At 62.9% G+C, this 20039-nt stretch carries 18 protein-coding genes and 1 tRNA gene; 11 read left to right on the top strand and 8 right to left on the bottom strand.

The features are described 5' to 3' along the window. Positions 1 to 298: 298 nt before the first annotated feature. A tRNA-Arg gene (locus tag CTEST_RS10335) sits at positions 299 to 375 on the bottom strand. A 111-nt stretch (positions 376 to 486) separates the two neighbouring features. Here CTEST_RS10335 and CTEST_RS10330 point away from each other — a divergent pair. The 5 genes from CTEST_RS10330 to CTEST_RS10310 all read left to right on the top strand — a co-directional run bounded on the left by CTEST_RS10330 (position 487) and on the right by CTEST_RS10310 (position 6226). Then, the gene (locus CTEST_RS10330) at positions 487 to 2586 is read left to right on the top strand and encodes a cytochrome c oxidase assembly protein (RefSeq protein WP_083985564.1); all 2100 of its coding nucleotides are present in this window, start codon (positions 487 to 489) and stop codon (positions 2584 to 2586) included. A gap of 138 nt (positions 2587 to 2724) precedes the next feature. Next, positions 2725 to 3288 carry a single-stranded DNA-binding protein gene (locus tag CTEST_RS13135; RefSeq protein WP_052844375.1) on the top strand — a complete coding sequence of 188 codons (564 nt, stop codon included), beginning with the start codon at positions 2725 to 2727 and terminating at the stop codon, positions 3286 to 3288. Positions 3289 to 3374: 86 nt separating this feature from the next. Then, positions 3375 to 5045 carry an energy-dependent translational throttle protein EttA gene (gene ettA, locus CTEST_RS10320; protein ID WP_047253662.1) on the top strand — a complete coding sequence of 557 codons (1671 nt, stop codon included), beginning with the start codon at positions 3375 to 3377 and terminating at the stop codon, positions 5043 to 5045. Positions 5046 to 5162: 117 nt separating this feature from the next. Then, complete coding sequence (locus CTEST_RS10315) at positions 5163 to 5612, top strand: acyl-CoA thioesterase (RefSeq protein WP_047254403.1); 450 nt, start codon at positions 5163 to 5165, stop codon at positions 5610 to 5612. Further along, positions 5609 to 6226 (top strand): hypothetical protein, encoded by a 618-nt coding sequence (locus tag CTEST_RS10310; RefSeq protein ID WP_047253661.1) that lies wholly within the window; start codon positions 5609 to 5611, stop codon positions 6224 to 6226. Before CTEST_RS10315 ends, CTEST_RS10310 begins: the two co-directional genes overlap by 4 nt. On the opposite strand, the gene chrA is transcribed toward CTEST_RS10310, so the two are convergent. Then, positions 6223 to 7371: a chromate efflux transporter gene (chrA, locus tag CTEST_RS10305; protein WP_047253660.1), complete on the bottom strand. Its 1149-nt coding sequence runs from the start codon at positions 7369 to 7371 to the stop codon at positions 6223 to 6225. The genes CTEST_RS10310 and chrA overlap by 4 nt on opposite strands. A 110-nt stretch (positions 7372 to 7481) precedes the next feature. Between chrA and ald the strand changes: the two genes are divergently transcribed. Continuing rightward, positions 7482 to 8576 carry an alanine dehydrogenase gene (ald, locus tag CTEST_RS10300; protein ID WP_047253659.1) on the top strand — a complete coding sequence of 365 codons (1095 nt, stop codon included), beginning with the start codon at positions 7482 to 7484 and terminating at the stop codon, positions 8574 to 8576. On the opposite strand, the gene CTEST_RS10295 is transcribed toward ald, so the two are convergent. Next, positions 8533 to 8946: a globin domain-containing protein gene (locus CTEST_RS10295; RefSeq protein ID WP_047253658.1), complete on the bottom strand. Its 414-nt coding sequence runs from the start codon at positions 8944 to 8946 to the stop codon at positions 8533 to 8535. The two genes, ald and CTEST_RS10295, sit on opposite strands and share 44 nt — an antisense overlap. Beyond that, positions 8943 to 9902, bottom strand: a complete 960-nt coding sequence (locus tag CTEST_RS10290) for a mechanosensitive ion channel family protein (protein WP_236686084.1) — start codon at positions 9900 to 9902, stop codon at positions 8943 to 8945. Before CTEST_RS10290 ends, CTEST_RS10295 begins: the two co-directional genes overlap by 4 nt. A 175-nt stretch (positions 9903 to 10077) precedes the next feature. Between CTEST_RS10290 and CTEST_RS10285 the strand changes: the two genes are divergently transcribed. The 3 genes from CTEST_RS10285 to CTEST_RS10275 all read left to right on the top strand — a co-directional run bounded on the left by CTEST_RS10285 (position 10078) and on the right by CTEST_RS10275 (position 12809). Beyond that, positions 10078 to 11229 carry a cystathionine gamma-synthase gene (locus tag CTEST_RS10285; protein WP_083985563.1) on the top strand — a complete coding sequence of 384 codons (1152 nt, stop codon included), beginning with the start codon at positions 10078 to 10080 and terminating at the stop codon, positions 11227 to 11229. Positions 11230 to 11248: 19 nt separating this feature from the next. After that, the gene (locus tag CTEST_RS10280) at positions 11249 to 11971 is read left to right on the top strand and encodes an SDR family oxidoreductase (protein WP_047253655.1); all 723 of its coding nucleotides are present in this window, start codon (positions 11249 to 11251) and stop codon (positions 11969 to 11971) included. Between the two features lie 130 nt (positions 11972 to 12101). Beyond that, positions 12102 to 12809, top strand: coding sequence for a GntR family transcriptional regulator (locus CTEST_RS10275; RefSeq protein ID WP_052844374.1), 708 nt, complete (start codon positions 12102 to 12104; stop codon positions 12807 to 12809). 97 nt (positions 12810 to 12906) lie between these two features. Here CTEST_RS10275 and CTEST_RS10270 read toward each other — a convergent pair whose 3' ends face one another. The 4 genes from CTEST_RS10270 to pepN form a co-directional block, all read right to left on the bottom strand. Next, positions 12907 to 13572 (bottom strand): response regulator transcription factor, encoded by a 666-nt coding sequence (locus CTEST_RS10270; protein WP_047253653.1) that lies wholly within the window; start codon positions 13570 to 13572, stop codon positions 12907 to 12909. After that, positions 13569 to 15035, bottom strand: a complete 1467-nt coding sequence (locus CTEST_RS10265) for a sensor histidine kinase (RefSeq protein ID WP_047253652.1) — start codon at positions 15033 to 15035, stop codon at positions 13569 to 13571. The genes CTEST_RS10270 and CTEST_RS10265 overlap by 4 nt, the downstream gene beginning before the upstream one ends. Positions 15036 to 15037: 2 nt before the next feature. After that, on the bottom strand, positions 15038 to 15367 hold the full coding sequence (locus tag CTEST_RS10260) for a hypothetical protein (RefSeq protein WP_047253651.1): 330 nt from the start codon (positions 15365 to 15367) through the stop codon (positions 15038 to 15040). 112 nt (positions 15368 to 15479) lie between these two features. After that, the gene (gene pepN / locus CTEST_RS10255) at positions 15480 to 18056 is read right to left on the bottom strand and encodes an aminopeptidase N (protein WP_047253650.1); all 2577 of its coding nucleotides are present in this window, start codon (positions 18054 to 18056) and stop codon (positions 15480 to 15482) included. 91 nt (positions 18057 to 18147) lie between these two features. Between pepN and CTEST_RS10250 the strand changes: the two genes are divergently transcribed. Beyond that, positions 18148 to 18765 carry a mycothiol-dependent nitroreductase Rv2466c family protein gene (locus CTEST_RS10250; RefSeq protein WP_047253649.1) on the top strand — a complete coding sequence of 206 codons (618 nt, stop codon included), beginning with the start codon at positions 18148 to 18150 and terminating at the stop codon, positions 18763 to 18765. 471 nt (positions 18766 to 19236) lie between these two features. Then, on the top strand, positions 19237 to 19428 hold the full coding sequence (locus tag CTEST_RS10240) for a hypothetical protein (protein ID WP_047253647.1): 192 nt from the start codon (positions 19237 to 19239) through the stop codon (positions 19426 to 19428). Positions 19429 to 20039: the final 611 nt, after the last annotated feature.

The raw sequence follows: 20039 nt of genomic DNA, 5'->3' as shown, positions 1-20039 counted from the left end.
GATTCCCTAACACCGTTCCACCCACCACGAACTCGCAGTGGGGACGAAACTCGAGGGACGCCACGGAAGCGTCGAGGTCAGTCGATAGCAGTCTTACAGCTCGGATCAGCAAGGTGAAGAACGGTGAAGAACACTGCCATTGGCAGCTCCGATGGCTGGGGTAGTCGGGAGGCAGCATGACTCGGCCGTGGGGGAGTTCCGTTGCTCCCGCCGCATCGACCAGATTCGACCCACGTGAACCCGCACAAAAAAGGTTATGCCCCGAGCCATAGTAGGAACTATGTCTCGAGACATGACATGGTGCCCCCAGCAGGACTCGAACCCGCGACCAGCCGGGTAGAAACCGGATGCTCTAATCCACTGAGCTATGGGGGCTGTGCGGAAAAGAGTTTAGCGCACGATCCGCCGGAAGCAGAAAAGTTCCCAGCTAGTGACCAGTTTCACGCTGGCTATGACTTAGGTCATAAGGTGATTAGGGTAGGTCGCATGGCAGATCAGGATGTGGTGGGGAACGGGCGGGCGCAAATAACGCAAATAGGCAGCGCAACGAAGGCTGCAAAGGCGCGGCCGACGTGGCCGCTCTACCTGCTTTTCTTTGCGGTGGCCGGTGCGGTGGGCGCGACGATTTCCTATGGTTTCCTCGCGGGCTCGCTCGCGGCGCTGGGTATTCCGGATCCGGGGCGGATCACGACGGTGGGGCTGCCGTTTTTCCGGGCGGTGGGGTGGATGCTGGCGGCGCTGTCGGTGGGCTCCTTCATGTTCTCGTCGTTTTATATGGCGCCGTCCATTCCGGGCAACGATAATTCGCAGCTTGTGCGGGCGAAGCTCTCGGTTGATGGGCACTTGGCGGCGCGGACGGGCGCGGTGTCGGCGTTGTGTTTCGGCCTCGTTGCACTGCTGATGATCCCGTTGGTGCTTTCCGATGTTTCCGGTACCCCCTTCGCCAGAACCCTCGACGTGGCCAGCTGGTCGTTGGCCATCGAGCAGGTCGCGACTGCCCGCGCTTGGGCAGTTGTCGCAGCGATTGCGCTGGTTGTGGGCGTGGCGGGGTTGTTCTTCCGTTCGTGGGTCAGCCAATTGCCGTTGTTTATGGGCGCGATTGTCATGGTCGTTCCGCTGGGCCTGGAGGGGCATTCGGCGTCCGGCGGTGACCATGATTGGGGCACGAACTCCTACCTGTGGCACCTCGTGTTCATGATGGTGTGGGTCGGTGGGCTCATGGCGCTCATCGCGCACGGCCGCCGCCTCGGCCCGTACTTGGGCACGGGGCTGCGCCGCTATTCCAATGTGGCGTTCATGTCGGTCATCGTTATGGCGGTGTCGGGCCTTATCAATGCCGCGATTCGGGTGGAATGGTCGGATTGGCTGACTTCGACGTATGGCACGATTCTCATCGTCAAGACTATCGGCGTCGTGGTCCTCGGGCTGTTCGGTTGGGTGCACCGCCGGGTGACCATCCCGCAGCTGGATAGCAAGCCCGCGTTGTTCATGCGCTTCGCCATTGTCGAGATGATTGTTATGGCCGCGATCACCGGCGTGGCCATCACGATGGGCCGCACCCCGCCGCCCCCGCCGCGCAATCCCAATCTGTCGAACATGGCGACGCAGCTCGGTTTTGATCTCTACGAGAAGCCGTCCTTCTTCAATGTGTTCACGATGTGGCGTTTTGATGTCATGTTCGGCACCATCGCGATCCTGCTCACCGCCGGTTACCTCTACGGCGTGTGGCGGGTGCGCTGCGCGGGCGGATCGTGGAGCACCACCCGCACCGTGTTTTGGCTGCTGGGCACGTTGACGCTGCTGGTGACCATGAGTTCCGGGCTGGGCATGAACATGGGCGCGGCGTATTCCATCCACATGATCGTGCACATGATCTTGTCCATGGTTGTGCCGCTCTTCCTGGCGCTCGGCTGCCCGCTCACCCTGATCATGAAGGCCTACGCCTCCGGGGAGCCTGGCCAGCCCAGCGCGCACGACATCGTCTACGCCTACACGCAATCGCCGCTGCTGCGATTTGTCAGCCACCCAGTGGTCAACCTCGCGCAGTTCCTTTTCTTCTTCTACATCCTCTACCTCATCATCCCGCTGTATGAGGTGATGATTTCCGAGCACGCCGGCCACCTCATCATGAACTGGGTCTTCCTGATTTCCGGCTACCTCTACTTCTGGGAGGTCGTGGGCAAGGACCCGCTGCCGGTCCAGCGCCCCGCCGCGATCCGTCTCGCGTGGCTGGTGGGTTCCATGCCGTTCCACCTGTTCGCCGGCATTTATCTCATGCAGTTGACCACCATCATGGGCTATGACTTTTACATGTCCTTGGGCCTGCCGTGGGAGCTCAATCTGCTGGAGGATCAGCGCGTGGGCGGCGGTATTGGCTGGGCGTCGGGGTCCTTCCCCCTCGGCCTGGTGTTCCTCATTCTCTTCTTCGAATGGCGCCGCGAGGATCGGGTCATTGAGACTGAGTATGATCGGCGGGTTGACGCTGGTGAGGACGATGATTTCGAGGCCTACAACGAGATGCTCGCCCAGATGAACACCGGCCGCTACGCCACCGACGATGAGCTGCGCAAGCCCCCATCGCCTTAGGAGCGAATTCTGTGGATAACTCCACCCGGCCCGGAGCGGTTATCCACAGCTTATCGACGCCCCCGTGGTCACCGTCCTCCCGTCCTGTCACCCTGGGAGGTGCCAGGACAAACACACCACCAAGGGGGACCATTCACCATGGCTCATACGACCACCACCATCATCGGCAACCTCACCCACGACCCCAAATTGCAACGCTTCGAGCGCTCCGGCGCCCAGAAATGCAGCCTCCGCATCGCCTCTAGTCGCCGCGTGCAGGACAAAGACAACAACTGGATCGACATTGACCAGATGTACCTGAGCGTTGATGCCTGGGGACCACTGGCCATCAACTGCAAAAAGTCCCTGGCCAAGGGCATGCCCGTCATCGTTCACGGCATGTTGATCACTGACCAGTGGGTAGATGAGCACAACCAGAAGCGCTCCAAGACCCTCATGCGCGCCATCAGCGTGGGCCTGGATCTCAACAAGTACATCATCGGCTCCATGAAGGTGGACAATGCGGAGAAGAACCTCATCAACGTAGGTTTGCCTGACGCCAAGACTGCGGACACGCTCTATGACGCCATCGTGGCCGATCAGGGAGATACCACCGAGCAGCCGGCCAACCCTCCCGCGGAAGCGCCGCCGACCCCGCCGACCCCGGCGGCCGCTTCGGTGGGCGACGGCACGGAGGAAGGAACGGGTGAGCCTCCCTTCTAGCCGGGCCGGGGAGGTCATGTACCCTTGTGCGTGACGTCTGAGCATTGCGCGCCAGCAGTGCCAACAAGCAACACATAAGGGGAACAATGTCCGAGTTCATCTACACGATGAAGAACGTGCGCAAGGCCATCGGTGACAAGGTCATCTTGGACAATGTCACGATGGCCTTCTACCCGGGCGCCAAGATCGGTGTCGTCGGCCCGAACGGTGCCGGTAAATCCTCGATCCTGAAGATCATGGCCGGTCTGGATCAGCCCTCCAACGGCGAGGCTTTCCTCGACCCGGGTGCCACCGTGGGCATCCTCATGCAGGAGCCGCCGCTCAATGAGGAAAAGACCGTCCGCGAGAACGTGGAAGAGGGCCTGGGCGATATCTTCGAGAAGAAGAAGCGCTTCGAGGAGATCGCCGAGGAAATGGCGACCAACTACACCGACGAGCTCATGGATGAAATGGGCAAGCTCCAGGAAGACCTGGATGCCGCCGATGCGTGGGAGGTTGACTCCAAGATTGAGCAGGCCATGGAGGCTCTGCGCTGCCCGCCGTCGGATGAGCCGGTCACCCATCTTTCCGGTGGTGAGCGCCGCCGCGTCGCCCTGGCTAAGCTGCTGCTCTCCGAGCCTGATCTGCTCCTGCTCGATGAGCCGACCAACCACCTTGACGCCGAGTCGGTGCTGTGGCTGGAGAAGCACCTGGCTGATTACAAGGGCGCCGTCCTTGCCGTCACCCACGATCGTTACTTCCTCGATCACGTTGCCGGCTGGATCTGTGAGGTCGACCGCGGCAAGCTCTACCCCTACGAGGGTAACTACTCCACCTACCTGGAGAAGAAGGCCGAGCGCCTCGAGGTGTCCGGCAAGAAGGACCAGAAGCTGCAGAAGCGCCTCAAGGAGGAGCTCGCCTGGGTTCGTTCGTCCCCGAAGGCCCGCCAGTCGAAGAACAAGGCTCGCCTGGAGCGCTACGAGGAGATGGCTGCTGAGGCCGAGAAGTACAAGAAGCTCGACTTCGAAGAGATCCAGATCCCGACCCCGCCGCGTCTGGGCAACAAGGTCGTGGAGGTTAAGGAGCTGGAGAAGGGCTTTGATGGCCGCGTGCTCATCAAGGACCTGTCTTTCACTTTGCCGCGCAACGGCATCGTCGGCGTCATCGGCCCGAACGGCGTGGGTAAGTCGACGCTGTTTAAGACGATCGTTGGTTTGGAACAGCCCGATGCCGGTGCCGTCGAGGTCGGCGAGACCGTCAAGCTGTCCTACGTTGACCAGAACCGCGAGAACCTCGACCCGGAGAAGACGGTCTGGGAGATCGTGTCCGATGGGCTCGATTACATCATCGTCGGACAGAACGAAATGCCGTCCCGTGCCTACCTCTCCGCCTTCGGTTTCAAGGGCCCGGACCAGCAGAAGCCGTCCAAGGTTCTCTCCGGTGGTGAGCGCAACCGCCTCAACCTGGCGCTGACGCTCAAGCAGGGCGGCAACCTCATCCTCCTCGATGAGCCGACCAACGACCTCGACGTGGAAACGCTCGGTTCTTTGGAAAACGCTCTGCAGAAGTTCCCGGGCTGCGCCGTGGTCATTTCCCACGACCGTTGGTTCCTGGATCGCACCTGTACTCACATCCTCGCCTGGGAAGGCAATGTGGCTGAGGGGCAGTGGTTCTGGTTCGAGGGCAACTTCGGTGACTACGAGAAGAACAAGGTCGAGCGCCTCGGTGCCGACGCTGCTCGTCCGTCGCGCGTGACCCACCGAAAGCTGACTCGCTAAGCGCCGCTATGTGCCGGAACGCGGGCGAGAGGTATAGATTGGACGAGGACAAACACGGACAATTCGCTGCACTGACCCCGTGTACGCCAGAAAGGAACGAGCGCCCGTATGTACGGAATGACCGCTGACGATAACTCTCCACTTCATATCACTACGGTTCCGGTCCGGTGGTCTGATTTCGACCGCTACGGTCACATCATGAACGCGAACTACGTGGAGGTCGCCCAGGAGGCGCGCCTAAAGTTCGCCGAGGATGAATTCACGGCGCGGGGGCATGACTTCGCGGTTTTCGTCCGCCACTTGGATGTTGATTACTTGCGCCCGGTCTTGCCGGACACCACGGAGCTGGTCATTGAGACCCAGGTGGTGGAGATCGGTAACACGTCTTTCACCACTCGCCAGGAGATCAAGGACCGCCAGGGTCGCGTCGCCTGCATCGTGGAATGCGTGCAGGTTGCGGTTGATATGAACACTGAGCGTCCGCGGTCGATCACGGAGAAGGAAGTCAAGATCCTCACTCGTTCGCCCGATGTGGATCAGCTCGAACCGGGTGAATCCGACAAGTGACAACGGAGTCGTTGCAGGTTGTCGATGGTCGGCCGGGGTTGCGGTCACTCGTTGATCGCGCCGTCGGCCTCGACGCCTCCGCCTCCGCCCGCTTCCGTCAGCTCGATGAGCAGTCGGTCGATGTCTTCATCACCACTCCTTTCCAGGTCGTTGCGTCTAGGCGCATCACTGGTAGAGCCTCGCGCGATGGCGCGGTCGTCGCTGCGACGGACTTGCTCGATGCCCTTCACGCCGATTCCGAGACGATTGGTCCCGCCAGGGACCCGAACTGGCCTGGCGCGTTGCCGCCGGCGTCGGGTTTCGCGATCGTCGATACGCTTCCGGTGCAGGTGGTGCGTGAATTGGCCGACAAAGGCCAAGCTCTCGCCCGCCAGTTTTCCGGCCCCCTCGGGCCGCCCGCCAGCCTGCTCGACCAGGCGGTGATCACCCTCGACGGTACCGTCGACATTCCCATGCGGATGATCTTCGCCTGCACCTCGCTTGGCCTCATTCCGGGCTTTTCCGCCCCGATCGATATTCCCCGCCACCTGCGGGTATCCACCACTGGGCGGTGGGTGCGTATCGACGCCCCCTTTGGATCCGTCTACCGGTCCACCTCACTGTCGCTGTTCTAAAGCAGGGCAGCGCCCGCCAGCGCCGCTCCCGCGGCTACCAGCCACGGCGGGAGCTTCCACACCGCCAATCCCAACCAGCAGCCAGCGGCGATGGCAAGGCTCGCGGTGCCAGTGATGCCGTGGGTGATCACCGGGTCCCACAGTGCGGCACCGAGCAGGCCAACGACGGCGGCATTGATGGCGCCGACAGCCTTGCGGACACCGTTGAGGTGGCGCATGCGACCCCAGAAGTGCATCCCGCCGATCATGAGCAGTGCTGTCGGGGCGAAAATGGCAACCGTCGCCACGACGGCTCCCGCGACCCCGCGATCGACCGCCCCCAGGTAGGCCGCGAAGGTGAACAGCGGCCCCGGCACCGCCTGCGCTGCCGAGTACCCGGCGAGGAATTCTGCCTGGTCAATCCACCCGGTAGCCACCGTCAACCGTTCCAACAGGGGTAGGACGACGTGGCCGCCGCCGAACACCAGGGAACCGGCGTGGAAGTAGGCGGCGGCGCGGCCACCGAGAGACGCAGCGGCGGCGAACAGAGCGATGAACAGGCCGAGGGCGACGGCGGCGGCGCGTAGGCTCACCGGCCGTAGCCCCATGTCCTCGGAGTCCGTGGCGGGATCAGCGGGCAGCACCAGCACGCCGAGGAGCCCCGCGCCGATGATCACCACCAGGTGAGTCCACGATCCCGGCACGGCGAGCACGATGATGCCCGCTACCACGGCGATCGTGGCCGTGGCGCCGGTCGATGCCATGGCCTTCGCCATCCCGCTGACGGCATGGAAAACAACCGCGACCGCCGCGGCGAGCAAACCCCCAATCCACCCCTGCTGTGCATCGCCCGCCGTTAGGAACAGGCCGAAGGCGCCCAACGCAATCGCGGAGGGCAGAGTAAACATCAACCACGCCGCCATCATCCCGGCCCAGCCAGCGCGATGGTAGCCCAGGGCCATCCCCACCTGCGAGGACGCCGGGCCCGGGAGGAACTGCGCCAAGGCAACGACCTCTGCGTAGGCCTGCTCGCTTAGCCACTTCCGGCGCGCGACGAACTCCTCCCGGAAGTACCCCAGGTGCGCCGTCGGCCCGCCGAAGGCCGTGATGCCGAGGAGCCCGAAACTCCCGATGACCTCGATGAGCGGACTGCGCTGGCGTGTCATTGTTGTCATGCTAAGGCAGTTTCCTCACATCCGCTCAGCAAGGCGGCTCTCAGTTGTCGGGCAATGTGTGCCAAGCCACGTGTCGGGATCCTTCAGTACTGTGAGGAGTTATGCGCATCGGTATTCCACAAGAAGTGATGAACAGCGAGGGCCGCGTGGCCCTCAGTCCCTCTGCAGCCGGCACCCTGGTGGCAGAGGGGCATGACGTTATCGTCCAACAAGGAGCGGGGCTAGGAAGCTCGTTCCGGGACGAGGAGTATGCGGCCAAGGGGGCGCGGATAGTGCCCACCGCGGAGGAGGTCTGGGGCGACGCGGAGATGGTGCTCAAGGTGAAGGAGCCGCTGGAGCAGGAGTTTCCCTTGCTGCGCGAGGACCTGATCCTGTTCACCTACCTGCACCTTGCTTCCTCGCGGTCGGTGACGGAGGCGCTGCTCAACGCCGGCACCACGGCCTTGGCGTATGAGACGGTGACGGATCCCCGCGGCGGGCTTCCCCTGCTCACGCCGATGAGTCAGGTCGCGGGCCGCCTCGCAGTGCAGGAAGGCGCCCACCACCTCATGAGCCCGAAGGGCGGGCGGGGAGTCTTGCTCGGTGGCGTGCCGGGTACGTCCCCGGCGAAGGTGGTGGTGCTCGGTGGTGGGCAGGTGGGGGCGTCGGCAGTCGCGATCGCCCAGGGTCTGCGGGCCTCGGTCACCGTCCTCGACCTGGACCCGGGCGTGCTCGCCCGCTTCGATGACATCTACCACGGCAACGTTCGCACGATCATTTCAGATCAGCTCACCATCGAGGCTGAGCTACTCGACGCCGATCTGGTCATCGGCGCCGTCCTAGTCGCAGGTGCTAAAGCGCCGACGTTGGTCCCCGATAGCCTCGTTGACCGCATGAAGAGCGGGGCCGTGCTGGTGGACGTCGCCATCGACCAGGGTGGCTGCTTCGAGTCTTCGCGCAAGACCTCCCACGAGGAGCCCACCTTCCGGGTGGGGGAGACCTTGTTCTACTGCGTGCCTAACATGCCCGGTGCGGTGGCCAACACCTCCACCCGCGCGTTGACCTCGGCGACCCTGCCGTACGTCCGGGCGATCGCATCGCTGGGGGTTAAGGGGGCCGTCGATAAGCATCCCGGCCTTGCGCCGGGGCTGATGACCGAGGGGGGACGATTGATCAGTGAGCCCGTGCGGGCGGTGTTCCCGGATCTGGCTGATTAATCAGCATCGCCGCCACCCGCTGCATGTGATCCCAGATCGCATGCCGGTGGGCCGGCGGAATGGTCTCCTCATCGATCTGGGCTAGCGAATTCTCCATGAGATCGAGCCACCGAATCGCCGCGGCCCGGTCGACGGGGAACTCATGGTGCCGGCGCCGCAGCATCGGCGCGCCGCGCTGCTCATTGAAGGTCGTCGGCCCACCCCAATACTGGGCGAGGAACCACTTGAGGCGATTCTCCGCGCCTTCCCAATCATCCTCGGGGTACATCGGGCCGAGGATGTCATCGGTGCGCACCTGCGCGTAGAAGCCTGCGGCCAGGCGGGTGAAGGTGGCGTCGCCACCGACGGCATCATAAAGCGATTCACTCATGGCTCCACCTTAAAGCCGCCGACCCCGTGCGGGTACGGGGTGGTAATCCCGGCGGCCTGCATATCGGCCAGCGCCTGACTGAGCAGGCGACGCTGCACGGTCCACTGCTTCGCGGGCAAGGTCTTCACCGACAGCCGCAGACTGAGGTGATCGGGGGCGACATCGGTGATGCCGTTGAACGTGGGCTCGCCCAGAACAAAGTTGGAGATCGCGGGGTCTGCCACCGCTTTCTTCGCCGATTCGAGGATCACCTCCGCCGCCTTATCCGTGTCGTTGGACAGGCCAATCGGGACCTGAATGCGGGCGATGGAGTACTCGTCGGAGAAGTTACCCACGCGCAGGATCTCGCCATTGCGCACGTACCACAGGGTGCCATCGATATCGCGCAACGTGGTCACGCGGAGGGTGACCTCCTCCACCTCGCCGGTGATGCCATTGCCCACATCGACGGTATCGCCCACCCCATATTGGTCCTCCAGCAGCATGAAAATGCCGGAGAGAAAGTCCTTGACCAGCGATTGTGCGCCAAAGCCCAGGGCGACGCCCACCACGCCCGCCGACGCAATGATCGGGGCGACGTTGACGCCCAACGTGGAGAGGATGGCCAAAATCGCCCACGACCACACGAGGATCGCGGCAGCCGATTTACCCACATCAGCCAGGGTGCGGATGCGGGTGACGCGCCGGGCTTCCTGAGTTTGGCGCATCGCCTCGGCCTGGGCGGAGGAATCATCGGCCTCCCGCGAGCGACGGGTCAGCGTGCCCGCGATTCTGGGCAAGGAGATCGGCGTGGTCGCATTGTGGCGCGCGAGCCGATCGATGAGCCGCCGCAGCAGCCAGTGCGCGACGGAGGCCACGATGATGGTGAGGAGAATATGCAGCGGTTTTTCAATCAGCCACGATTGCGTCGCCGGCTCGTTCCACCAGGTGCTTAGGGTATTCAGTGTTGTTTCCATAGTCATCCGCCTTCGAGGGTAGCGCGGGGAGGTGGGGCTCGCTTTGCCGAGGGGTCCGTGAATATAAGTACGTCTGCAGGTTCGCCCCGAGTGAACCGCTTGGTCTATAGTTGCGGTCAGTTTGCCCGCCCCATTGACCACTAAGGTCGACCACCATAGAGAGGGACGAACCGACATGACCAACGGTTTCTCAACCGCCTCGATCCACGCCGGCTACGATCCCGATAGCCTCTTCGGCTCGATCAACACCCCGATTTACGCCTCGACGACGTTTGCCCAGAACGGACTCAACGAGCTGCGTGGCGGCTTCGAATACACCCGCTGCGGCAACCCGACCATCGACGCGCTGGAAAAGACCATCGCCGCCCTGGAGGGGGCCAGCCACGGCCGCGCATTTTCCTCCGGCATGGCCGCCACCGACGTCATCCTGCGCATCCTGCTGCGCCCCGGCGACCACCTCATCCTGGGCCATGACGCCTACGGCGGAACCTGGCGGCTCATCGACGAGGCCTACGGGGCATGGGGCGTGGAGTACACCGTGGTGGACACGACCGACGTCGCCGCCGTCGAGGCCGCCCTGCAGGACAACACCAAGCTCATCTGGCTGGAGACCCCGTCCAACCCGGCGCTCTCAGTCACGGACATCGCCGCTGTTGCCGCCATCAAGGGCAGCGCCGCGCTGGTGGTCGACAACACCTTCGCCTCCCCCTACCTGCAGCAGCCCCTCGCGCTGGGCGCCGATCATGTCCTTCACTCCACGACGAAATACCTCGGCGGGCATTCCGATGTCGTCGGTGGGGCAGTGGTTACCAACGACGCCGCCTTCGATGAGCAGCTGCTGTGGTTCCAGGGTGGGGTGGGCCCGATCCCCTCGGTCTTCGACGCTTACCTCACTGCCCGCGGGATCAAGACCCTGGCGGTGCGCATGGACCGCCACTGCGATAACGCCGAGGCCGTCGCTGCGCACCTGGACGCCGCCGATGTCGTGTCCAGCGTCTTGTACCCGGGTCTGGAATCTCACCCCGGCCATGAGGTGGCGAAAACGCAGATGAAGCGTTTCGGCGGGATGATCTCGGTGCGGTTCCAGTCCGAAGAGGCGGCCCGCACGTTCTGCGTGAACACCTCCCTCATTTGTCTGGCGGAATCCCTCGGCGGCGTCGAGTCGCTCCTCGAGCACCCCGCCACAATGACTCACCAATCCGCCGCGGGCTCGCAGCTGGAGGTGCCCCGCGATCTCGTGCGCATTTCCATCGGCATTGAGGACATTGAGGATCTGCTGGCAGATGTGGATGCCGCCTTGGACGCGGTGCGTGCGTTGGGCCGCTAAACACGGTTAAGCTGCAGGTATGACTAAGCCTGTAGCGATCGTCACCGGCGCGACCGGGGGAATGGGCCGGGAGATTGTGGCCGACCTCGTCCGCACCCACCACGTCTACGCCCTCGGGCGCAACGATGAGGCGTTGGCGGAGCTCGGCGCCTGGAAGAACGTCACCGCTGTGTCGACCGATCTCGTCCACGACCTTCTTGACGCCCCGAGTGAGCAGTCCAGCGCCCTCCAGCCGTTGCTGTACCTCACCAGCGTCGACGTCCTTGTCCACGCCGCCGCGATCGCCCACCGCCACAGCGTGGAAAGCGCCCGGGTCGCCGACTGGCGCACCCTGATGGACGTCAACGTCGTTGTCCCGGCGGAGCTCACTCGCTGCCTGCTTCCGGCGTTGCGGGCCGCGCGCGGCACCGTCGTCTTCATCAACTCCGGCGCCGGCCGTGGCGCCTTCCCCGACAATGTCGTCTACGCCGCCACCAAACATGCCCTCTATGCGGTGGCCGACGGACTGCGCACCGCTGAAGCGTTGGCGGGCATCCGCGTATCGACGGTCGCGCCAGGCCCCACCGACACCCCCATGCTCGCCGCACTCATGGCGCAAACGGGCACCGACTACCGCCCCGAGTTTTACATTGACCCCAGCGAGGTAGCCAAGGCCGTGCGGCTGGTTGTTGACGCCGGCGAATCGACCCAACTCACTGATGTCGCCGTGCGACCCCGAGTAGAGCTGGCCAATCGCAGGTAGAAAGGGGAGGTGAGGGGTGGTTTTGTGCGTCAAAGCTTAATATAACCCGGCCCCCATATGCGTTAGAGGATATGAATTAGCTAATGTAGGCCTAGTGAACATCCTCTCCAGACGTCCCCCCGCGTACGTGATGATCGCAGACCAACTGCGTGGTCGCATCGAACGCGGTCAGCTCCTTCCGGGCGATCGCCTCCCCGCGGAGCGAGAACTTGTCGACGAGTTCGGGGTAGCCCGCATGACCGTGCGTCACGCTTTGGACATCCTCCAGCTAGAAGGCCTCATTGACCGCCGCCGCGGGCGCACCGGAGGCACCTTCGTCCGGGGAATCCCCCCGGTCCTGGACCTCACCCGCATCGAGGGCCTCATGCCCCAGCTGCGCGAACGCGGACTAACCGTCACCTCGGTCGTCCTGGAAAAGACGCTCGAATCAGCCACCCCGGCCGTGGCGAACTACCTCGACCTCGACGTGGGGGAGCCCGTCTTCCGCGTCTCCCGCCTGCGGAGCGTCGATGGCACCCCGATGTTCATCGAAATCTCCTTCTTCCCAGCCGCCCTCGTTCCCGGCATGCTCGACGAAGACCTTTCCGAGTCGCTCTACGAACTCCTCCGCAGCAAGTGGGACCTCTATCCGGCCCGGAAATCCGAGACCATCACCCCGGGCATCGCCTCCGGATGGGAGCAGGACAAACTGCGCATCTCCCGGAACTTGCCCTTGCTGCGCATCTCCCGCGTCGCCGAGACCGCCGACGGCGCCAAGATCGAATACTCCGAGGATGCCCTGCGCTCTGACATCACCCAGATCCGCGTGATCACCGACACGACGGCGGCATCGGACTAGCCCCACCGAGTGCGCCTAATTTTCTCAGCCACCTGCGAAAATTCTAGGTACTACCTTACGTTCTAGAGAATTTGTGTAGGCCCTTCAGTCCTTGGCTTCAGCACAGCCGATAGCCGGAACCGCGAATCGTCTCCACCTTCTCCGCGCCGATCTTCTTGCGCAGTGTCCGGATGTAGACGTCCACGACGTTGGAGCCGGGGTCAAAGTCCATGCCCCACACCATGCTGAGCAGTTGGGCGCGGGAGAGGATCTGGCCGGGATGGCGCATGAAGGTCTCTAGGAGTCCGACCTCGCGGCGCGACAGGTCCTTCCACCGCGAATCCACTTGGACGCGCTGGGTGCGCAGGTCGAGGATGAGGTCACCGCGGGTGAGCTGGAATCCTCCGGTGCTGGCGTCACCGACCTTGTCGGCCAGGCGCAGCCGGACTCGCGCGAGCAGCTCGGCGAATTGGAAGGGTTTGGGCATGTAGTCGTCCGCGCCGCCTTCTAGCGAGCGGATGCGGTCTTCGATTTTGGTGCGGGCGGTGAGGACGATGATTGGCAGGCTGACGCGTAGGACTCGTAGTTGCTCGAGGACGTCGGCGCCGTCCATGTGTGGGAGACCGAGGTCTAGGATCATGAGGTCGAAGTCGCCGGAGCGGGCCATGCCGAAGGCGGCAGGGCCGGAGTCGACGACGTCGCAGGCGTATCCGGCGGCGGTGAGTCCGCGGTGGATGAAATCGGCGATGCCGCGGTCGTCCTCGGCGATGAGGATTCTGCTCATGGGAGTTCTCCTTCTTCGGGAGCGGGGATCTCAAGCCCGAAGACTGATCCCACGCCCACGGTGGATTCGACGAAGGCGCGCCCGCCGTGGGCTTCGCCGATGGCGTGGACAATGGATAGGCCCAGGCCAGCGCCGCCCGGGCGGGTGGTGCTGGTGTGCGAGCCCCGGGTGAATCGGCTGAACAGGCGCTCTTGCTGGGCCGGGGTAATTCCGGGCCCGCGGTCGCGGACCCAGATGCGGAAGATGCGGTCGGCACCGGCGCCGGAGTATTCAGAGGCGAGGTCGATGGGGCCGTCGCTGTAGCGGAGGGCATTGCCGTAGAGCTCGAGGATGGCTTCGGTGACGCGCTGTTCGTCGAGGACGACGGTGCCCTCGGCGACGCGGATGAGCGAGATGCGATCGCTGAGGACGCTGGCCTTGTCTTCGATGTCGATGGCGAGCTCGGCGACGTCGCAGTCGGCTGGGTGTAGGAATGAGCCGGAGTCGGCGACGGCGAGGGTGAGGAGGTCATTGACCATCCGGGACATGCGGTCCAGTTCTGCGGTGGCCAGTTCGATGGAGCGGGCGCGTTCCTCGGGTGGTGAGGATTCCAGTAGTTCCAGCTGCCCGCGCACCACGGTGATGGGGGTGCGGAGTTCGTGGCCGGCGTCGTCGACAAACTGCCGCTGGTCTTTGTAGGCGGTTTCGATGCGGTTGAGCATCGTGTTAAACGTCTGTGCCAGCTGGGCTGTTTCGTCGTGGCCGTCGACGGGGACACGCTGGGTGAGGTCGGTGTTATTGATGGTGGCGGCCACCTCGCGGACGCGGCGGAGCGGGGCGATGATCTGACCGGCAATGAGCCACCCGATGAGGATGGCGGCGACGACGCCGCCAACGCCAATGAGGCTGAGCATCCGCACCTGAGAGGCCACGGCGGCCCGCGCTTCGGCGGTGTAATACACCACGGCGAAGTGCGAGATTGGTTGGTCCTCGCCGGTGAAGAAGGAGATCCGTCCCCAGTGGGCGCGGCCGCGTTCGGGGTCTTCGTAGATGCCCGAGGCGAGAGCGGAGTCGAACACTTCGTGGACCAGGGGCTCAGATGGAACCAGGGGAGCGGGGTGGGTACCGCTCAGCGAGCTGAGATCCATTTGGATGAGCCGCCCATCGGTCAGGCCCACGATCGCTTCGTTGTCGTCGGGGATTTGGCGGGACAGGTATAGCTCGATGAGTTGCGCGGGGGACTCAAACGTGGTGTTGGTGGTGGGGTCTTGGCCCTCTTCCACGAATCGGAGGAACTCGCCGATCTCCTGCTCTACGGCTGAATTGGCGCTGTCTGACGCCTCGGAGAGCATGAGGGAGCGGGCGATGAAGATGACGCTGACGAGGGTCACCACCACGACGGCGGTGATCCATAAGACGATGCGCCATCGCAGAGACGCCGCGCCTTGGCGGATCTCCTTCCACGCGATTCTGGGCGGAGACATGGTTAGTCGTCGTCCTCATCGTCCCAGTCGTCGTCATCATCGTCGTCGTAATTTTGGACGTTCAACGGTGGCTGCGGGGCGGGGGCGGGTGCCTGCACGGGAGCCGGAGCAGGCACAGGAACCGGGGTAGGAACCGACTCCGGCTCCGCAGCCGGCTCCGGTTCCGAAGTCGGGGCAGGAGTGGAGGTCGGCGCCTGCATAGTGATCGTCGCTCGGGTGGAATCGATGCGCGGTCCCTGGTCATTGTTGGCTAGGGCGGCGCCGCCGAGTCCAACGAGGAACAGCAGACCCAGGATTGCGATGAGTGGTGCAAAGCGGCTGAAGCTGCTCATGGTGGCACGTCCTTCTCGTGGTGGAATGTCTGTTAGTTCCTATTGTTCGGCGGGGGCGTGAATCACCAGTGAGGTGCAGATGAAGGTTTCTTCATCTACACCTCACTTGCTGCTAGGCGGCGTCGACACCTCGATTGCGCAGGGCTCGTTCGACGCGGGAGCGTTCCTCGGAAACGGCGCGTCGCAGGCCGGATGGCAGGTCGCGGGCGAGGAAGCGGTCGGCGCGGGCGAGGCCTTCGGGGCTGATGTCCCAGGAGGGGTAGAGCCCGTTGATGGCTTGGAGGGCCATTTCGGTGGATAGTCGCGCCCACACGTCCTCGGCGACCTCGAAGTAGGGGTCGGTGAGGGGTGCGCAGGCGGCGGCGGAACCGGGGTAGCGCAGGCCTTCGAGCTTGTGGCGGGCGGCGAGGTTGGACAGCTCACCTGCGACGACGTCGTCGAACACGCCGCGCTTGACCTCGACGGTGTTCACGGCGGCCGCTGCCCGCAGCGCCGCTTGTTCGCCGGTGGCGGAGCGATCCTTGGATCGCTGTTCACCGATGTGCTTATCGACGTCCGCGATCGCCCCGTAGGCGATCAGCGCAGCCAATGCGAGCCAGCGCATGTCGGCGTCATCGGATTCGACCAAGACTTTCTGCAGGTAATCAGCGGTGACATCGTTCAGCGGTGCCTTGGCCAGGGCCTGCTCGAAGACCAACGACGCCTCGGGACCCGATTCGCGGACACCCGCGAGGAGGGCATCGGCGAGGAGGTCGCGGCCCTGCTCCTCAGCCCAGGCCGGATCGGCATAGGTGCGCAGCGCGGTCGTGGCTTGGGCGAGGATGCGCTCGAGGACGGCGAGCTCGGTTTCGGTGGGGGCACCAAGGACGACGAGGCGGATGAAGTCCCGCGCCTTCATGGTGCCGGCGCGGGTGGCTTCCCACGCGGCGGACCAGCAGAGAGTGCGGGCCATGGGGTCATCGATCTTGTCAATATTGTCGGCGACGAACCTCAGGGAGCCCTCATCGAGCTGCATGAGGCAGTAAGTGAGGTCATCATCGTTGACCAACACGATGTCGGCGGCCTCCAGGCCGACGAGCGCGTCGACTGAGGTCGACGCGCCGGTGACGTCGAGCTCGACGCGCTTGGTGCGGGTGACGCGGCCGTCGATAAGCGAGTAGAGACCAACCGCAATGCGATGGGTTCGCAGCTCACCCGCGCCGGGCTCGGCGCCGGATTGCTCGACGGTGAAGGTCGTGTAGCGGCCATCGCCGTCGACCTCGAAGACGGGGCTGAGCTGGTTGATACCGGTGGTTTTGAGCCACTGGTCAGCCCAGCCGGACAGGTCACGGCCGGAGGCAGTCTGCAAAGCGGCGAGGAGGTCATCAAAGGTGGCGTTGCCCCAGGCGTGATCGGCGAAGTGGCGGCGCACACCGGCGAGGAATTCCTCGCGGCCAACGTAAGCCTGGAGCTGCTTGAGCACGCTCGCGCCCTTGGCATAAGTGATGCCGTCGAAGTTCTGCTCGACCGTTTCAATGTCGGTGGCATCGGCCAAAATCGGGTGCGTCGAAGGCAGTTGATCCTGCTGGTAGGCCCAGGACTTCTCCACGTTGGCGAAGGTCACCCACGCCGTGTCATACTCCGTGGCCTCGGCCTGGGACAGCGCCGCCGCCCACGTGGCAAAGGACTCGTTGAGCCACAGGTCATCCCACCACCGCATGGTGACCAAGTCACCGAACCACATGTGAGCGAGCTCGTGGAGGATGGTGTCGGCGCGGCGCTCATAGCGATAATGCGTGGCCTTCGACGTGAAAACATACTCGTCGCGGATGGTCACCGCACCGGCGTTTTCCATCGCCCCCATGTTGTACTCGGGGCAGAAAATCTGGTCGTACTTGCCAAAGGGATACGCCATGCCGAAGTGCTCATGGTAGAAATCGAAGCCCTGCTTCGTCTCCGTGAACAGGCGATCCGCATCCAAGTGCGGGGCGATGGACCGGCGGCAGAAAATGCTCATGGGCACCTCCAGCTCCGTCGGCTCGCTCGCAGGGGTCTCGGCGTGGTGGGTGAGCTGGCCCTTCCACGTGGAGCGCACCTCGTGGTAGCGGCCGGCACAGATGGCGACCAGGTAGGTCGACAGCGGGTAATCAATCCGCGAGGTGTGAATCGCCGAATCCTCCTGCATTGTCGTGCGCTGCGGCGCGTTGGAAATAACCTTCCACGCGCTCGGGGTGCACACCGTCAGGTCATACGTCGCCTTAAGATCCGGCTGGTCGAAGCAGGCGAACACGCGCTTGGCATCAGCGGTTTCGAACTGGGTATAGAGGTAGACCTGGCTATCAGCCGGATCAACGAAGCGGTGCAGGCCCTCGCCGGTGCGGGAATACAGGCACTGCGCGTTAACGCGGAGGACGTGGCGGCCGACGGTGAGATCATTCAGCGCGATGCCAAAGTTCTCGTCGTAGCCATTTTTATCCAAGGTCAAGGCCTCGGAGCGAATATTTTTCCCATCCAGGTACACCCCATCGACGCGCTTGGCGCGCAAATCAATAAACGTCGACCCCGGCTCACGGACGGTGAACTCGACGGTGGTCAGCGAGGAAAACTCCGTGTCAGACTGGGTGAGGTCCAGGGCAATATCGTAATTGTCCACCGTGAGCAGCCGGGCCCGGTGCGCGGCTTCTTCTCTAGTGAGGTTCGTGGAGGTCATTGAGGCGTCTCCTTCGACGTCGACGGGCAAAACTCGATCAAGGGCAAGCGTGTCTTAGCGCCCAGCCTAATCTGCTCCTATCCTGGCGAGTATGACAACCAACACAGTATCTTTCTGGTTCGACGTGACCTGCCCTTTCTGCTGGCAAACTTCCCGCTGGATCAAGGAAGTAGAAAAAGTCCGCGATATCTCCGTCACCTGGATTCCCATGTCCCTCTCCGTGCTCAATGACGGCCGCGATCTCGACCCCAACTACGCCGCCGCCATGGAAGCCGCCTGGGGTCCCGCCCGCGTCTTCACCAAGGTCGCCATGGAAGAACCTGCGAAGCTCGACGAGCTGTACACCATCATGGGCACGATGATTCACGCCCAGAAGCAGGGCGGAAAGAAGGGCTACGGCGCCTACGACGAGGTCATCGAGGCCGCCTTGAAGGAGGCTGGCCTCAGCTCCACGTACGCCACCGTCGCCAACTCCGACCAAGTCGACGAGCAGCTGCGCGCCTACCACCAGAGCGCAATGGATGAAGTCGGCGACGATGTGGGCACCCCCGTAATCAAGCTCGGAGATACCGCCTTCTTCGGCCCCGTGATCACCCGCGTCCCCACCGGCGAGGAAGCCGGCGAGCTTTTCGACGCCGCCGTCCGTCTCGCCCAGTACCCCTACTTCTTCGAGATCAAGCGTTCCCGGACCGAAGGTCCGCAGGTCTAAGCAGATTGGGGGCCTTGGGTAGCAACTGGTGCGAATCTATTCTGGCTCCGCCAGTAGAGCATCGGTTCACCCGAGCAGGACCACTCGCCCGCGGTCGGGCCATCCGCTACCGGCTCGGCCCCTGACGAACGTCAACTCGGGCGACTGATGTCCGTCCGCCTCCCTGTTCCGCAGATTGTTTAAGAGATTTACGGGCTCATAGAGAATGCGAAAGTCAGGGTGCATGACACATAGTGCACGCAATACCTTAGTGTGATCCTTGACATGAACCTTTTCCTGCCATATTATCAAAATATCATTTTTCCACATGATCTCCTTCCTCTTGAAGGGGATCATGTGGCAATGGGATGCGCAGTTGTCGCGGCAGCGTTGTTTGTAATGTGATTTAAAAAGACAGGACTGGCGCCGTGTTTGAAGCTAAGCTCCCTAAAATCACATCCAGAAATGCCGAATAATTGAGTTGGGAGCGTTGTGGAAACAAATAGAAAGATTATCCCCTATAGTCGAGCGCTTATCCCGGTCTCCATTGCTATCGTAGCGGGCCTTCTCCATCTGGCGGGGCTACTGTCCGTCGAGTCTTTCTACGGTGTCGCGGGAGTTATGCTCTCTACGGCGCTGCTGCTTACCATCATCGCGGCGTGGTCCAAGCGGGCATCAGAGTAATCCGGTTGCACCCATGTGCGAGGGTGAATATTTTGCCCACGGCCAGGAGTTTTAGTCGGGAAGATAGGGCTCTTTCTAGGCCCTGGATGGTTGATTCCTTCATGTAAAAGACCCTGCCTCGTTGGCTTGTTGAGTTGCAGTCCGAAATCATAAAATCCCAGTCCCGATGCGTCGTAGTTCGCGGAGCGCGGTCAGTAGAACTGGCATAGGAAGATCTGCGGCATTCGAAGGGTAGATACAATGGATGGCTCAGAGATCATCATCGTAGAAAGAAGGGCGCCGTGAACTACCGTTGAGTAACAAGCTTTCAACTGCAACTGATGCTCCCATCAACGAAGTACTTCCCCTATTGAGGAATGATGCGCGACTCCAGGTGGAGATTGTTGAGTACGAAGTCCTTGGCCCTCATGACATGGTGTACTGGTTGCGGTCCAAAGACGGCCAACCCATCTGCGTGAATTATTCGCCAAAAAGTCTTGTAGATGAGATGGAGACATTCATCACGATCGACTGGGATGCGTCTACGCTGCAGGCGCACATCGTGGAACTCCTCCGACAGCTCCCCTACGAATGTCGCGCATATGACCAGGATGACGAGGAAACGGTATTCC

It is taken from the genome of Corynebacterium testudinoris, from assembly GCF_001021045.1.
Classification (GTDB): domain Bacteria; phylum Actinomycetota; class Actinomycetes; order Mycobacteriales; family Mycobacteriaceae; genus Corynebacterium; species Corynebacterium testudinoris.
The sequence above is the reverse complement of the archived record's forward strand: the minus strand, read 5'-3'. Positions and strand labels throughout refer to the sequence as shown.